This is a genomic window from Yersinia vastinensis (assembly GCF_902726565.1).
Lineage (GTDB): Bacteria > Pseudomonadota > Gammaproteobacteria > Enterobacterales > Enterobacteriaceae > Yersinia > Yersinia vastinensis.
Genome location: NZ_CACVAF010000001.1, coordinates 81,332 through 97,026 on the forward strand (window position 1 = coordinate 81,332; position 15,695 = coordinate 97,026).

Sequence of the window (15,695 nt, forward strand, 5' to 3'; positions counted from 1 at the left end):
TTCCCTTAGCGCTCTACCAGCGCAATACGCCGGTTGTAGAGATTCATTAAAAATGAAATGGACAGGCTGATAACCAAATAGACTGACATGGTGATGGCGATGGTTTCTATCGCCTGACCGGTTTGGTTCAGCACCGTTCCGGCAAACAGCGACACCATATCTGGGTAGCCAATGGCAGCTGCCAGTGAGGAGTTTTTGACGATATTTAAATATTGGCTGGTCAGCGGTGGAATGATGACCCGCAATGCTTGCGGTAAAATGACCTGACGTAAGGTTACGGTATTGGGTAGTGCCAGTGACCGTGCGGCTTCATGTTGTCCATGAGGCACAGATTGGATACCAGAGCGAATAACTTCCGCAATAAAGGTCGAGGTGTAAACCGACAGCGCCAGAGTTAAGGCCGCCAGTTCAGGGATAAGCACGAGTCCACCTTTAAAGTTAAACCCTTTCAGTTCAGGGAGACTCCAATGCAGTGCCGGGCCATACAGTAAGTGAGCTAGCGTGGGCAGGGCTATCAATAGCAGCAAACCCACAGGCCAGGTACGGTGAAATTGCCCGGTATGTCGCTGGCGAAAATGGTTATAGCGATACAATGCAATGATAAAAACAACCGCCAGTAGCACGGCAATCAGTGCGGGGAGAAACCCACTGGCGAACTCAGGAGAGGGCAGATACAACCCGCGGTTACTCAGGAAAGCAACACCGAAGGCATCCAGACTCTGTCTTGGCCCCGGTAAATTGCGTAATACCGCGAAATACCAGAAGAAGATTTGCAGGAGCGGTGGAATATTACGGAATGTCTCAATGTAGATTGTTGACAGTTTGCGTAACAGCCAGTTATCTGACAGCCGTGCCAGTCCGAGAAAGAAACCCAGTATTGAGGCAAAGAAAATGCACAATACGGAGACCAGTAACGTGTTGAATAATCCAACTAAAAATACCCGGCCATAGGTATCGCCCTGCTCGTAGTCGATAAGATGCTGGACAATGCCAAAACCAGCACTGTTGTTCAGGAAAGCAAAACCGGAGGTGATGCCCCGAGTTGACAGGTTGGTGATGGTGTTATGGATGAGATACGCACCGCATCCGACCAGTATCAAGAGCGCGATAATTTGATACAGCCAGGCGCGTACCGCTGGATTAGTCAGCGAAAAGGCACCTTTGACGGTTGGGCGTTGTGACATAGTGTGGGCCTCGGTCTGGGTCATTCATCCGGCAGGCCTGGCCTGCCGGAAAAGTGGTCTTTAATCAGCGAACCGGAGGTGCGTACTGGAGGCCACCATTGTTCCACAGCGCATTTTGGCCGCGTTTGATTTTCAGCTCACTGCCCATACCGACGTTACGATCAAAACTTTCGCCGTAGTTACCCACTTGTTTGACGATTTTAACTACCCAATCATTGGGGACTTTCAAGTCTTTGCCGTAGTTACCTTCCTGGCCTAACAAGTGCGCCATATCCGGTGTGGTCGGCTTGGCTGCTAGCGCCTCAACGTTTTTCGATGTCACGCCCATCTCTTCGGCATTCAGCATGGCAAACAGTGTCCAGCGCACGATGGCGAACCAGTCTTCATCACCACGGCGCACGACTGGGCCCAAAGGTTCTTTAGATATAACTTCTGGCAAGACGATAAATTCATCCGGTTTACCTAGCTTGATACGCAATGCGTACAGCTGAGATTGGTCAGAGGCCAATGTGTCACAGCGGCCAGAGTCTAGCGCTTTGGCACTTTCATCTGATCGGTCAAAGGTGACTGGGGTGTATTGCATTTTATTGGCTTTAAAATAGTCGGCAACGTTCAGCTCTGTGTCTGTACCGGCTTGGATACACACGGTCGCACCATCCAGCTCTTTGGCGCTTTTCAGCCCCGCTTTGTTGTGAGTCAGAAAACCAATGCCGTCATAATAGTTCACACCGGTAAACAGCATTCCCATGCCCGCATCACGAGAGGATGTCCAAGTGGTATTGCGCGAGAGAATATCAACTTCGCCTGATTGCAGAGCGGTGAAGCGTTCTTTCGCTGTCAGTGGGGTGTATTTTACTTTCTCTGCATCACCAAAGATGGCGGCAGCCACACCACGGCAGAGGTCAACATCAAGGCCCGAGAATTTGCCGCTAGCATCGGCATAAGAGAATCCGGGCAATCCATCACTGATACCACATTGCACAAAACCTTTTTTCTTCACCGCATCCAAAGTAGTGCCCGCATGGGCTTGACCCGCTAATGCCACGAATGAAGCGGCAGCAACCAGCGTAGAAATCATTATTTTTTTCATGAAAGCGTCCTGTGAGGCAAAGTCGAACCTATTTTAATTTTGTAGCGCACCCGTGATGCACCGTCGCTGTCTGTCGGCGTGTAGCCAGTTTGGTATTAGCAAATGGGATGCCAGAATTGCATTTCATTGATCATCTAGATAATTACTCGGAGTTAACTCTTTATCAGTACCTCTCGGTAAGGTTGGACGCACTTTTATGGGGCTTTTGCGGTGGGATTGATGCTTTTTAGTGCAGAAAATTCTTGTTTTTTTAAGACACCCACGGTGAGGTCTTTAGACTGGGGAGGTCATCTGTATTTCGTCGATTGAGTAACATAAAAAACGGCATATGCCGGTGAATTTCGGATTTTTTAAATTCTAGAACCGTTATCTAATCCTCTTGGGAGTGTTTTCATCTAAACACATTTAAAAGGATAGACATTATGCCTCGTTATTTAATGGTATTAATTTCTGGGTTGCCGTGGTTATTCACCCTCAGTTGTCTGGCACAGACAGAGGCTGAATCGGCAAAATGCAACGAGACGGATTTTTCTCAGGTTTTGTCCTGTTATAAGGCTACATTGGCCACAGAACCGCTTATTTACAATTTACTGAGTCAAGAGAATTTGCCGGGACTAGAATGGCGTCGCTATCAACTGACTTCTCAACATTGGGCGCCGGATAATTTAGTCTCTCCTGCTGCCTGGCAGCATGAAGTTGAAGTCTTTATTCCCGAGGGTAGTACGTCGACACAAGGGTTGGTGGTTATTAATAATGGGGTCAACCACGGAACAGAGAACGCTCCGGCTTCTGGCCCGACAGATTTTTCAATTAACACATTGCAAAATATTGCCAAGATAACCCAGACCACGGTGATATCTATTAGCACTATTCCCAATCAGTATCTTGAATATCAACAAGATGGCAAACAACGCAAAGAAGATGACAGTGTTGCTCGTAGCTGGCGTTTATTTATGGATGCGCCGGAAACTCGCGCGATATTACCCCTGCATGTACCCATGTCAGCGGCGGTTTCTCAGACGATGACCATGGTGCAGCAAGCGTTGCCGGAAAAATCGTTCGACAGCTTTATTGTCACTGGACTATCCAAACGTGGTTGGGTGACTTGGCTTACAGCTATTGCTGACTTCCGTGTGAGCGCCATTGTACCTTTTGTTTTTGACCTACTGGATACCCGTGCTGCGTTAGATCATATGTATCAATCTTATGGGGGTAATTGGCCAATCGCGTTCGGCCCCTATTATCAGAACGATATTGATAAAAAATTAGATACCCCCGGTTTTGCCAAGCTGATGCAAGTGGTCGATCCCTTACAGTATTTGGGCACAGAATATGAATCTCGGCTCAGCATTCCGAAATATATTATTAATGCCAGTGGTGATGATTTTTACGTCCCTGATAATGCGGATTTTTATTACGATAAATTGCCGGGTATCAAAGCCTTGAGGGTGGCGGCGAACTCCAGCCATTATGGTATTACCGCTTTCAGCGAACAATCACTGATAACCTTTGTTAATCGCCTGCAGCAATCCACACCAATGCCACAAGTGGATACTAATATTGGGATGAAAGGCGAGGTGAAAACATTGACGGTAAATTTCTCTGAGACTCCAGAGAAAGTTGTGCAGTGGGTTGCCATAAACGCGGGTGCCCGTGATTTTCGCTATGCCTGTGATGTGCGATACACCGCATTTCCATTGGCAATCGCACCGGCAAATACTTTTGAGGTGGCGCTTATAGAACCAGAGGCGGGTTGGCAGGCTACTTTTGTGGAGGCGACATTTAATGATGGGTTTGTCGCAACCACTCAAGTCTATGTTTTACCGCAGCAGAGCTACCCGACTACTGCACCACCCACGAGTGGTGCCATATGTAAAACATTGCTGGGGCGCAAGCCTATTGCCGTCGTAGAAACTGTGCCGATAGACAGCACCGTCGAGGCAGATGCGCAGCCATAGAATAGGGTGTTTACTGATTTTAAGGAATAAAAAAACCCGGCATAGACCGGGTTTTTGCGGTTTGTATCGGCTTAATAAAGTGATGATTCCCCCGCAGGGCGGGTTTTGAAACGGCGATGCAACCAAAGGTATTGCTCTGGTGCGCGCATGATCTCTTTTTCAATCACTTTATTCATGTAGCGAGCAGCAGCTATCTCATCGTCAATGGGATAATCTTCTAGCGCCGGTTGAATCAACAGGTCATAGCCACTGCCATCGGTTTTGCGCAGTAATACAAGTGGCAGCAAGGCCGGTTTTGCCAAGCGCGCTAACATAAAGGTGCCGCTGGTGGTCGCTGCCTGATTAACGGCAAATAATGGTGCAAAAACACTGCCGCGTGGGCCGTAATCCTGGTCTGGGGCGAACCATACCGCTTCACCTTTCTTCAATGCCTGTACCATGCCACGCAGATCTTTGCGGTCCAGCATCGCTTTGTTAGAACGCATACGACCCCACGTTTGTACCAACTCCATCACTTTATTATTGTGTGGGCGGTACATCGCCATCATCGGTTGGCATTGGCCCATAACTCGGCCACCCAGTTCCAGCGACATAAAATGTACGCCAATGACTAACACTCCGCGGTTGCCTTCCTGTGCTTTTTTCAGATTGTTCAGGCCGGAGACTGTAAACCAGCGTTTCACGCGGGCATCGGGCCAAAACCATGCCATACCGGTTTCCAGCAACCCCATACCCAGAGATTCAAAATTACCGACAATCGTTCGCTCCAAGATGGCTTTATCCATCTCAGGAAAGCAAAGTTCCAGATTACGTCGAGCGATGGAAACTCGCCGTTTGAGGAAGCGCATTGAGGTGCGCCCCAGCCAAATCCCTAATTTATTCAGCACCGGGTAGGGTAACTGGACTAGCAGGAACAGTACACCAAGGCCAAACCAAGTCAGCCAATAGCGAGGGTGGAGCAGGGAAATGTGGAATTTCTGCGGCTTTATCATATGAACTCTATCGTTATGCATTAAGTGTGAACGTGTAACGCATATGGATATCACTCGATAGCGGTACATATCTTCAGACACCGTCGGTCAACTATCGTTTTCATGAATACGATAATTGACGCAATATTTACATTAAAAGCGGGGTTCGCGTAGTGAATGGTCACGAAAAGGAGGGTGATCGGGTAAGCGAGGCTAGCTTTTTTGTGATTATATCATAATTGGAGTGAATGGAATGAAAAGATCAATACCGCGCCAATGCCACAGCGCGGTATAACGACGTTTATCTGTCTAGAATGTTTACCAGAAGCCCAGCACTTTCCACCAAGCACTACCAATAATCAACCAGATAGGGATGACCACCAGACTCATCAGGAAGCCGATTTTCCACCAGGTGGCCAGTGGAATAAAGTTACAACCAAACAGAATAGGGGCAGGGCCGCCGGAGTAATGAGTGGTTGCCATATACAAGTTGCTGAACATACCGAACACCAGCACTGTCAACATGGGGGGAGCGCCCGCAGCGATAGCAATAGAAACAAAAATTGCATACATGGCGCTGATATGTGCAATAGCACTGGCCATCATGTAGTGACTGTAATAGTAAGCCAGTAGCAGGATTCCCATCATCGGCACCCAGTTCATACCCTGCACCGAGCCTGCGATGGATGAGCCAAACCAGGAGATAAAGCCTAATTTATTCAGTTGGCTGGCGAGAGTAAGCAACACCGCAAACCAGATAACGGTATGCCATGCCTCTTTCTCAGCAATCACGTCATCCCACGTCAACGCGCTGCTTAGTAGCAGAATGGCCAAGCCAATAAAGGCGGTCATGGTGGCATCAATATTCAATGCTGAACCACACACCCACAGTGTCACCAAACCGACGAAGACGGATAATACAATCCACTCATTGCGGCTCATCGGCCCCATTTCTTTCAGTTTCTCGATTGCCAGTGCACGCATTTCTGGCGTTTTTTTCAGTTCCGGCGGATAGAAGCGATACAGCAGTAGAGGGATGACGGCTAGCGAGATTAATCCGGGAACAATTGCCGCTAATGCCCAGCTGGTCCAGGTGATGGTGATGCCCATCTCTCCTGCCAGCTTACCAATCATAGGGTTACCGGCCATTGATGTCAGGAACATCGCACAAGTAATGGCATTGCATTGGAAGATACATTGCACCAGAAAAGCCCCGATTTTGCGTTCGGTTCCACGTTCTGGTGTTGATTCATAGGCTTCCGATATTGAGCGGAACAGCGGGGTGATAATGCCACCACAACGGGCTGAGGTTGAGGGCATTGCCGGTGCAAATAACAAATCGGTCAGTACCAAACCATAAGCCAGACCCAGCGAACTGTGACCTAATTTACTGATAAACAGATAACCGACTCGACGACCAAATCCGGTTTTAATGAAGCCGCGCGAGATAAAGAAAGCGCATGCGATCATCCAGATAGTGGGATCAGCAAAGCCGGTCAACACTTCTTTAATGCTTAATAAACCGGTTGCGGCGACGACGGTCAGACTGAATATGGCCATTGCACCCAATGGGTATGGCGAGAGAATGAGACCAATGACCGTTGCGGCAAAGACCGCCATGAGGTGCCAGGCGCGTGGATCAACTGATTCCGGTACTGGACTAAACCAGATACCTACCCCAATAAATAGGATAAGCAGCATTCTTCCTAAACGTGTTTTGAGTATCGACATAATTATTTACCCTGATGCTATTTTATGTGCAGTGCTAATCATCGCCAGTCAACAGGAGATAATAATTAAATTATTGAGGCAGTGATTATATGAAATAACTGTATAGACAAAATAACGTATTCATTTTGATCAAAGTCATTCTTATATTCTACGGAGTGTCGATGAGAGGAGTGAAAGATATATTGTTCTGAACAGAGTGATTCAGACTAAATTTAGCGATTACTTTACTTTTTTAATTATATGTAGCGGGATATTATCTTTTAAAACAGCATGATTTCGCCGCAATAGACAAGATAATAAAAAGGAAGGATATGGTTAGGATAATTCTTGTGAGTTAAGTGTATAAAAGAAAAATAATCGATAACGCATAAACTCCGCTTATTGAATATCTCACATGAATTTGGAAAATATTTAATATTATTATTGATAGGAACATATTTTCACTAACAAAAAACCCGCACAAAGGCGGGTTATTTTTCACGGCGTAATTTAACTGCTCAGGGCTATCACCTTCATCGCTATCGTAAATTATTCCGATTTACCCTGTACATTGAAGTTGCAACAATATTGGCTGCAACACCAATGACTTGGGTATGTATTATTGTCTCTTACAGAGCAATAACATTTACCGCTGATGGGCCTTTAGCGCCATTCTCGATAGAGAACTCAACTTTTTGGCCTTCATCTAAGGTTTTGAAATCATTGCTCTGGATAGCAGAGAAGTGTACGAACACATCTTTGCTGCCGTCAGCAGGAGTGATGAAACCGAAACCTTTATCAGCGTTAAACCATTTTACTAAACCAGTCATTTTATTAGACATAGAGAAACTTCCTTCAATTATTTTTTGATTGCCGCCATAGGCGAGCGAATAGGCTTGGGCACAACTTATGGGGCACTTAGAAGGAATTTCACGGAGAAGAGGTATCTGTCTGATAACGCTAATACGGGGAACTGCTTTACTAAAACTGCTTGGCATAAATGTTACTGTCAACCGGTACTACTTTGTTACTTGGGGAGCAGCTACTCTGCTCGGGTCTGGCCGTCATCGCTATTGGCAGCCTGCTCCCCCGAATCACACAATATTACAGTGCGATTACGTTTACCGCTGATGGGCCTTTAGCGCCATTCTCGATAGAGAACTCAACTTTTTGGCCTTCATCTAAGGTTTTGAAATCATTGCTCTGGATAGCAGAGAAGTGCACGAACACATCTTTGCTGCCGTCAGCAGGAGTGATGAAACCAAAACCTTTACCAGCGTCAAACCATTTTACTAAACCAGTCATTTTATTAGACATAGAGAAACTTCCTTCAATTATTTTTTGCCACAATTGTGTAGCGAACGTGGTCTGTCTTTCAGAGGGTAACTTACTTAGGCACTTAGGAGGAGACTCACGGAGAAGGGATATCTATGGATAACGCTTGAACTGAGGACTGCTTTACTAAAACTGCTTTCATAAGGTCTGTGTTCCAAACCGATGAAGCTATTTAACCACAACACATTCCCTGTGGCAACCTAATATTTGACTCCCATAATCAATATCAATGGTTTTTTCATCTAATTGCATGGCTTTTACCGTGTTTTTACTGTTATGAAACAGCCCATTACAGTGATAAAAACCGAGCTGAATTTTTTATCTCTTGGGTCATTCAAAGCCGGAGGAATTCCCCCGGCATTTAAATTTAACGAGGAGAAACTGTCACGGTACCGCTGCGATCACTGGCAATAATCACTCGTTGGCCTGCACTGAAACGGGTGGGACCTTGCGCCTGAACGACAACGATACTGCTGCCATCATCTCGACGAATTTCCAGTTGTACACCTTCGCTGCGATTCATTGCGCTCTGCACACCTTGGCCCGCCATACCACCAGCAACGACACCACCCGCAGTTGCTAGACTATTACCACGGCCACCACCGATGGTATTCCCCAAGAACCCACCGACCACCGCACCACCAATGGCCCCGGCGACGTTATTTTTATCGCCACCCTGAATAGTCACTGGACGTGCAGAAACCACTGTGCCATAGGTCACCGTCTGCACCTGTCTTGCTTGAGAAGCAGTGAAAGTATCACCAGAGGCTGTTCTATTGTTAGCACATCCACTTAAAACAGTAGCGGCGAGCGCTACAGCAATAATCAGTTTATTCATATTAAACCCCTATGTTCAGCACAAGTCAGACTTTAGTCATACCCTTATTACTTGATGTTGCAGCACTGCGAGTCGATGCCAACGACATTGAGTATAGATAACTGTTAATAATGACTATAGCGTGATAATGATTCGTTTGAAGAGATAATATTGAGCAGACGTAATATAGGCGAGTTCCGGCATTCTTTTCGTGTTACCGTCAGTGCCAAATATAGCTGGCCTCTCACCTCAGGAATGTTGTCGTGTCACGCTCGATTCTTTCTACCAAGATTTTTCGCCTCGACCTCGGTCGCTTAATCCTTATTTTGGCTGTGATGAGTGCTTTTGTAACGCTGGCAAACAGCTTTTATGCCAGTTATCGGGTACAGCGGCAGCTACTCATTGATAACACCTTAGAAGCTAATCGTGTTTATGCCACTAAGCTGGCATCCAGCACCGAAATTTTTCTAAAAAGTGCCGAGAAGCAACTGCACTACAGCAGCGAGATTGCAGCAAAGCATTTTGACGATCAGGCCGCTCTGCAAGCGGAAACAGCCCGACTAAAATACCAAACTGACAGTTTTAACTCAGTTGTAATAACTGACGTTCACGGCATTGTGCGCGCCACATCACCTGATAGTCTTCAGTTATTGGGCCACAGCTTGACATCACCCGGTTCAGTGGAAGCGCTAAAACTACGTCGTCCAGTAATCAGTAATCCCTATATGTCTGCCGCTAATAATCTGGTCATCAATATTTCGACACCGATTATCACGCCTGATGGGCGCTATCGCGGTTACATCGGGGGAACCATTTACTTACGTAAGCAAAGTATTTTAAACGCGTTACTGGGCGAGCATTACTATCGCGATGGTTCCTATATCGTCGTACTAGACAGTGAGCGGCGCATTCTATACCACCGAAATATGAGCCGTGTCGGGGAGATACTTGAGCCAAAGGCGCTCACCGAGATGACGAAAGCTGCCACCAATGGCAGTTTAATCGTGACTAACTCTGACGGTGAATCGATGTTGGCAGGCTATGCTGTGGTGGAGCCATCGGGGTGGCAAATTATTACTTTACGCCCAGAGGTGTCGACTTTAAAACCGCTTGAGGGGCTAATGCTAAAAGGATTGGGTCACATCACTCCACTGGCGCTGCTCACATTGCTGGGAGTCTGGCTATTGTCTCGGATGATTGCCCGCCCGCTGTGGCTGCTCGCAGGCAGTGCCAATGATATGGATAAACCAGATATTGCCAATAGCATCAAAGAGATACCGTCTTGGTATTTTGAGTCTACACAGTTGAAAAGGGCGCTACTGATCGGCATCAGTTTGTTGCAAAAGAAAATTGGCAAGCTGAGGTTTGAAGCACAAACCGACCCGATGACAGGCCTGTATAACCGTCGCGGATTGGCCACGACACTCGAGCCAATCGCACAACTTGAACAGCATTTTTCTGTTATCGCATTGGATATTGATCATTTTAAATCGATCAATGACTCTTACGGTCATGATGTCGGTGATGAAGTGATCAAGCAGTTGGCGGTACAGATCCGTGAAAGCTCTCGTGATACCGATATCCTGTGCCGCAGCGGTGGGGAAGAGTTCCTGATGTTGCTGCCCGCCACAACACCAGATGTCGCGATTCAAGTCGCCAACCGGCTGCGCCACAATGTAGAGATGATGGCGATGCCCGATATTCGGCCTATCACTATTTCATTGGGGGTAGCGTACTGGAGTGGGGAAGGGATGCCAGAAGATGCGCTAAAGCGTGCGGATGAAGCGTTATACCGTGCAAAACAGCAGGGCCGTAATCGGGTAGAAATTAGCTAATAAAAAAGGCGCGCTCCGTGTGGAGTACGCCTTTTTAAACAACACCTTAACTGACTAGTATCAGTTCATGCCGTATTTTTTCAATTTCTTACGCAGCGTGCCACGGTTGATGCCCATCATCAGGGCAGCGCGGGTTTGGTTGCCACGGGTGTATTGCATCACCATGTCCAACAATGGCTGTTCAACTTCAGCCAGTACCAACTCATACAGGTCACTCACATCCTGACCATTCAGTTGAGCAAAATAGTTCTTCAGTGCTTGTTTAACCGAGTCACGCAAAGGCTTTTGAGTCACCTGATCTTGTGAATTTACGGTTGCAACGGTCAGTACGTCAGAATTTACGCGTTGTTCGAACATAGTTCTGTCAGCTCTTTTTTCTGTTTACGCAAGATTTTCGAAATATGCCTCCAACGCCTCCAGCTGTTCGCTGGCATCCTCAATGGCGTTGAATGTGCGCCGAAACTGGTCGTTAGGGGCGTGCTCCTGGAGATACCAAGAGACGTGCTTACGTGCAATACGAAATCCCTTGCCTGGACCATAAAAGTCGTGCAATTCCCGTATATGCCCGTTTAACAAGCGCTGTACCTCGCCGAGTGGCATTGGTGGCAGCAGCTCCCCAGTGTCCAGATAATGCTGGATTTCCCGGAAGATCCAAGGTCTTCCCTGAGCGGCACGTCCTATCATCAGGGCATCAGCCCCAGTGTAGTCAAGCACCGCTCTGGCTTTATGCGGGTCAGTGATGTCTCCATTCGCGATAACGGGAATGGAAACAATCTGCTTAACTGCCCGAATGCTATCGTACTCCGCCTCACCATTAAACAGACAAGAACGGGTTCGGCCATGAATTGTCAGGGCTTGTATACCACAGCTTTCAGCCAGTTGGGCAATTTCTATACAGTTACGGTGTTCGGCAGACCAACCAGTCCGGATCTTCAGCGTTACCGGCACATCTACCGCATTAACCACTGCGGAGAGGATCTGTTTGACCAGATCAGGATGCTGCAATAATGCCGATCCTGCCAGTTTGCGGTTCACTTTCTTGGCCGGACATCCCATATTGATGTCAATGATTTGGGCACCATTCGCCACATTAATTCTGGCGGCTGCTGCCATATCATCCGGGTCGTTACCGGCAATTTGCACGGTACGAATTCCAGGCTCATCACTATGAACCATGCGCAAACGCGACTTATCCGTACGCCATACCTCTGGATTTGAGGAGAGCATTTCAGATACAGCCATCCCAGCCCCCATGCCATGACATAGCGCTCTGAAGGGGCGATCTGTGATGCCCGCCATCGGGGCGGCAATCAGGCAATTTGTAAGCTGGAAGTGTCCAATACGCATAGACAAAGAATGACCACACTGTGTCCGTAAGGGCGCGTATATTACGCATTTTTGCGCTCAGATGAAAGGCCAAACTTTGACCAATTGATGAAAAAAGAGCGATAAATTACGGACGAATCTTGGTTAATTAATTATTTATCCATATATAACATGGCGTTAGTGTTAATTGGTTAATTTGTGCGCTTTAGTATTTTCTATTAAACAACATCATCATCAACTGCCGGCGTAGCATAATAGTGGTTGAAGATGCTGATTTATTCATCAAATCAACGATAAAGAATAGATATAAATGCGTCAGGCATCTCATTTCGGTTAAAAATAGTGCCTGATGGATTGCAGCCTGACGCAGGGAAATGCTAGTGCTCTTTACGTACACCGGTAATACGACACCACTCTTCTTTCTCAGCCACAGGGTCTAGGATGAATTTATCCTCGTAGGCTTGAGCAACGCCAGCAGCCTGTGTTGCCAGCACGCCAGACAAGCCGAGATGACCACCAGCAACCGGCAAGACGCTGATCAGTGGGGCCAATTCACGCAACGGGCCTGCCAGAATATTGGCAACCACCACGTCAGCAGAGAGGTCGGCTGGCTGGTCTTTTGACAGATACAGCGCCAAACGCTCTGAAACGCCATTACGCTGTGCGTTATCACGACTGGCCTGAATAGCTTGCGGATCGATATCAATGCCAATAGCGTGTGCTGCACCGAGCTTTAAGGCTGCAATTGCCAGGATGCCAGAGCCGCAGCCGAAGTCGATAACGGTTTTGCCTTCCAGATCGAGGCCATCGAGCCATTGCAGACATAATGCTGTGGTCGGGTGGGTACCTGTACCGAAGGCCAAACCTGGGTCTAGCATCACGTTCACGGCGGTTGGGTCGGGCACATCACGCCAGCTTGGGCAGATCCACAGACGCTCACCAAAACGCATCGGATGGAAGTTATCCATCCATTCACGTTCCCAATCTTTATCTTCCAACTGTTCAATTTTATGGATAAAGCCTTTGCCGAGCTGAGGATTGTATTCCAGCATAGCGATCACTGCCGCCATGTCAGTCTCGGCATCATACAGGCCAATCACATCGGTATCGCCCCACAGACGAGTTTCCCCCGGCAGCGGTTCAAATACCGGATTATCGTGGGTATCTTGAAACGTTACCGAGACAGCACCGCTTTCTATCAGCGCATCACCAAGGGATTCGGCCTGATTACCGGTCGTGTTTAACTTGAGTTGGATCCAAGGCATAGTCATTCTCTCATGACCCCATTCTGCCTGCGGCGATAAAGGGGGTCGTTTAAATTAGTTTTAATCAGCACTGACCACTGCGGGTTGTCGCGCTCGTGCTCGGTCACCAAACTGATTGCCGATGTAAAACGCCAGCAGATTAAGCACCAGCGATGGGACTATCGGGTGCAGGCCGGCTATCTTAATATCGAAACTGGCCAGCACGGTATAGCATACCGCACCCACAATCATTGAACTAAGCGCACCGTGAGCGTTGGCGCGCTCCCAGTATAGCCCCAGCACCAATGGCCAAAGGAATACCGCTTCCAAACCACCAAAGGCTAATAGATTTAGCCAGATAATCATTTCAGGTGGGCGCCAGGCGGCAAGCAGCAGTAACAGCCCAAGGATCAGTGTCGACATGCTGGAAATACGCGTCAATTTGCGTTCATTCTTCAGCTCTTGTGGTCGCAGATTAAGGTATAAATCTTTCACAATAGTGGCTGACGATTGCAACAGTTGGGCATTGATAGTCGACATAATCGCCGCCATAGGAGCGGCGAGAAAGATCCCGGCGGCAAAAGGTGGCAACACGGTGATCATCAATGTGGGGATCACCTGATCCGGGATCTTCAGATCCGGCAAGATAGCCCGACCCAGCGCACCCGCCAAATGCATACCAAACATCAAGATGGCGACGACAATGGTGCCAATGATAATGCCACGGTGTACTGCTTTGCTATCACGATACGAAATACATCGCACCGCAGTATGCGGTAGGCCAATAACCCCAAAGCACACCAAGATCCAAAAAGAGGCCATAAAGGGCAAGTCGAGGATCTGATCGCCACCTTGAGGAGAGACTAATGCGGGATCAATATGCTGTAACGTCTCGACCGCTTTGTGTATTCCACCCGCGGCATGAATCACGGCGACTAACAGCAAAATGGTGCCGACTAACATCACCAGCCCTTGTAGAGCATCGTTGAGTACACTGGCCCTGAAGCCGCCAAAAGAGGTATACAGTGCAATACTGACGCCGAAGATCAGTAAGCCAGTGTCGTAAGGGATCCCGGCGGCAGTTTCCAGCAGGCGGGCACCACCGATAAACTGTACAGTCATCGCGCCGACAAACGCCACCAGTAAGCTGAGACTGGCCAGCCACACCAATAAGCGGCTTTGATAGCGGGCATACAGCATGTCGTTAAGGGTCACGGCATTATAGCGACGCGCCAGAATCGCAAATTTTTTACCCAATACCCCCAATGATAACCACACCGCAGGCAACTGAATCATCGCCAGTAATACCCAGCCCAACCCATACTTATAGGCAGCACCCGGCCCACCGATAAATGAACTGGCGCTGATATACGTCGCAGTCAGGGTCATTGCCAGTACGAATCCCCCCATCGAACGGTTGCCGATGAAGTATTCGTTGAGAAAATTCCCGGTCTGACGGCGGGTATAAGCATAAACGGATAGGCCGAATACCATCACCAGATAACCCACTAACGGCAAGATGACATCAGTTTGCATTGTCATCCCCCAATGGGATATCACGAAATATCACGCGAACCATTAAGTAGCACAGCACAATAAACAGCAGTGGCAGTGCAATACAGGCGGCTTCAAACCAGGCGGGCAGGCCGCTTAACCCAGGAATATTGCCCGGTAAATAGGCGGTTATTATCCAGCCCGCCAGATACGCCAGCGTTAAACCAAAAGCCCAGCGTGCTTCTTTGTTTGCCTGTAGGAACCTTGTGTCCATTTTTCCCCTTCTTATTTGGCTTTGTAGCGGTGTTCGCCGCATCCATTGAAACGCCAGCTATGTCAATCAAAAGAAAAAGCCGGTCAGCATGATATTTCATAAACAGATTATTGTTTAGCTGAAATATCGTATGCCTATTTATTCAGTTGCTTAACCTAATCAGAATGACGAGGTGTCTGGCAACACTTTCAGCCGATCTCTTCTTGTCTTGTGTGTATGCGTGTGTAGAATAAATATCAGGTTAGGAGGACATATGAAATCGACTGACCTGATAAAAGAGCTAATGGCCGCGGGGTGTGAACTTAAACGGCATAATGGAGGAAGCCACCAAATATGGTGGTCGCCAATAACAGGAAAGACATTTCCTGTACCACATCCGAAAAAGGATTTACCCATTGGTACTATTAGGTCTATCAAGAAAATGGCGGGGATCTGATCCCCGCCGACGTTGGAGGCT

The 15,695-nt window shown here is 47.8% G+C and carries 15 protein-coding genes; 3 read left to right on the forward strand and 12 right to left on the reverse strand.

Annotated features, from left to right (window positions below; all coding sequences use genetic code 11):
* Window positions 1–5: 5 nt before the first annotated feature.
* Window positions 6–1,184: an amino acid ABC transporter permease gene (locus tag HUZ92_RS00320; RefSeq protein WP_050141199.1), complete on the reverse strand. Its 1,179-nt coding sequence runs from the start codon at window positions 1,182–1,184 to the stop codon at window positions 6–8.
* A 64-nt stretch (window positions 1,185–1,248) separates the two neighbouring features.
* Complete coding sequence (locus tag HUZ92_RS00325; protein ID WP_050101683.1) at window positions 1,249–2,274, reverse strand: amino acid ABC transporter substrate-binding protein; 1,026 nt, start codon at window positions 2,272–2,274, stop codon at window positions 1,249–1,251.
* 422 nt (window positions 2,275–2,696) lie between these two features.
* Between HUZ92_RS00325 and HUZ92_RS00330 the strand changes: the two genes are divergently transcribed.
* Window positions 2,697–4,232, forward strand: a complete 1,536-nt coding sequence (locus HUZ92_RS00330; protein ID WP_145580122.1) for a PhoPQ-activated pathogenicity-related family protein — start codon at window positions 2,697–2,699, stop codon at window positions 4,230–4,232.
* Between the two features lie 71 nt (window positions 4,233–4,303).
* On the opposite strand, the gene lpxP is transcribed toward HUZ92_RS00330, so the two are convergent.
* The 5 genes from lpxP to HUZ92_RS00355 form a co-directional block, all read right to left on the reverse strand.
* A complete protein-coding gene (gene lpxP, locus HUZ92_RS00335; RefSeq protein ID WP_050101681.1) occupies window positions 4,304–5,224 on the reverse strand; it encodes a kdo(2)-lipid IV(A) palmitoleoyltransferase in 921 nt (306 codons plus the stop codon).
* Between the two features lie 297 nt (window positions 5,225–5,521).
* On the reverse strand, window positions 5,522–6,934 hold the full coding sequence (locus tag HUZ92_RS00340) for an anion permease (protein ID WP_050101680.1): 1,413 nt from the start codon (window positions 6,932–6,934) through the stop codon (window positions 5,522–5,524).
* Between the two features lie 608 nt (window positions 6,935–7,542).
* Window positions 7,543–7,755 carry a cold shock protein CspG gene (cspG, locus tag HUZ92_RS00345; RefSeq protein WP_005163087.1) on the reverse strand — a complete coding sequence of 71 codons (213 nt, stop codon included), beginning with the start codon at window positions 7,753–7,755 and terminating at the stop codon, window positions 7,543–7,545.
* A 262-nt stretch (window positions 7,756–8,017) separates the two neighbouring features.
* Window positions 8,018–8,230, reverse strand: coding sequence for a transcription antiterminator/RNA stability regulator CspE (gene cspE, locus HUZ92_RS00350; RefSeq protein WP_005174354.1), 213 nt, complete (start codon window positions 8,228–8,230; stop codon window positions 8,018–8,020).
* Window positions 8,231–8,615: 385 nt separating this feature from the next.
* Entirely contained in the window at window positions 8,616–9,086 is a 471-nt protein-coding gene (locus HUZ92_RS00355; RefSeq protein ID WP_005174352.1) for an outer membrane lipoprotein, read from the reverse strand.
* A 254-nt stretch (window positions 9,087–9,340) separates the two neighbouring features.
* Here HUZ92_RS00355 and HUZ92_RS00360 point away from each other — a divergent pair, with 254 nt between their 5' ends.
* Window positions 9,341–10,900 carry a GGDEF domain-containing protein gene (locus HUZ92_RS00360; protein ID WP_145525261.1) on the forward strand — a complete coding sequence of 520 codons (1,560 nt, stop codon included), beginning with the start codon at window positions 9,341–9,343 and terminating at the stop codon, window positions 10,898–10,900.
* 60 nt (window positions 10,901–10,960) lie between these two features.
* Here HUZ92_RS00360 and fis read toward each other — a convergent pair whose 3' ends face one another.
* From fis to HUZ92_RS00385, 5 genes are all read right to left on the reverse strand, one after another.
* Window positions 10,961–11,257 carry a DNA-binding transcriptional regulator Fis gene (fis, locus tag HUZ92_RS00365; RefSeq protein WP_002210061.1) on the reverse strand — a complete coding sequence of 99 codons (297 nt, stop codon included), beginning with the start codon at window positions 11,255–11,257 and terminating at the stop codon, window positions 10,961–10,963.
* 24 nt (window positions 11,258–11,281) lie between these two features.
* On the reverse strand, window positions 11,282–12,247 hold the full coding sequence (gene dusB, locus HUZ92_RS00370; protein ID WP_050100541.1) for a tRNA dihydrouridine synthase DusB: 966 nt from the start codon (window positions 12,245–12,247) through the stop codon (window positions 11,282–11,284).
* 356 nt (window positions 12,248–12,603) lie between these two features.
* Window positions 12,604–13,491: a 50S ribosomal protein L11 methyltransferase gene (gene prmA / locus HUZ92_RS00375; protein ID WP_050100756.1), complete on the reverse strand. Its 888-nt coding sequence runs from the start codon at window positions 13,489–13,491 to the stop codon at window positions 12,604–12,606.
* Window positions 13,492–13,551: 60 nt separating this feature from the next.
* Window positions 13,552–15,006 carry a sodium/pantothenate symporter gene (gene panF, locus HUZ92_RS00380; protein ID WP_050100543.1) on the reverse strand — a complete coding sequence of 485 codons (1,455 nt, stop codon included), beginning with the start codon at window positions 15,004–15,006 and terminating at the stop codon, window positions 13,552–13,554.
* A complete protein-coding gene (locus HUZ92_RS00385) occupies window positions 14,996–15,238 on the reverse strand; it encodes a YhdT family protein (protein ID WP_050100544.1) in 243 nt (80 codons plus the stop codon). Before HUZ92_RS00385 ends, panF begins: the two co-directional genes overlap by 11 nt.
* A 253-nt stretch (window positions 15,239–15,491) precedes the next feature.
* Between HUZ92_RS00385 and HUZ92_RS00390 the strand changes: the two genes are divergently transcribed.
* Entirely contained in the window at window positions 15,492–15,674 is a 183-nt protein-coding gene (locus HUZ92_RS00390) for a type II toxin-antitoxin system HicA family toxin (RefSeq protein ID WP_050100546.1), read from the forward strand.
* Window positions 15,675–15,695 lie beyond the last annotated feature (21 nt).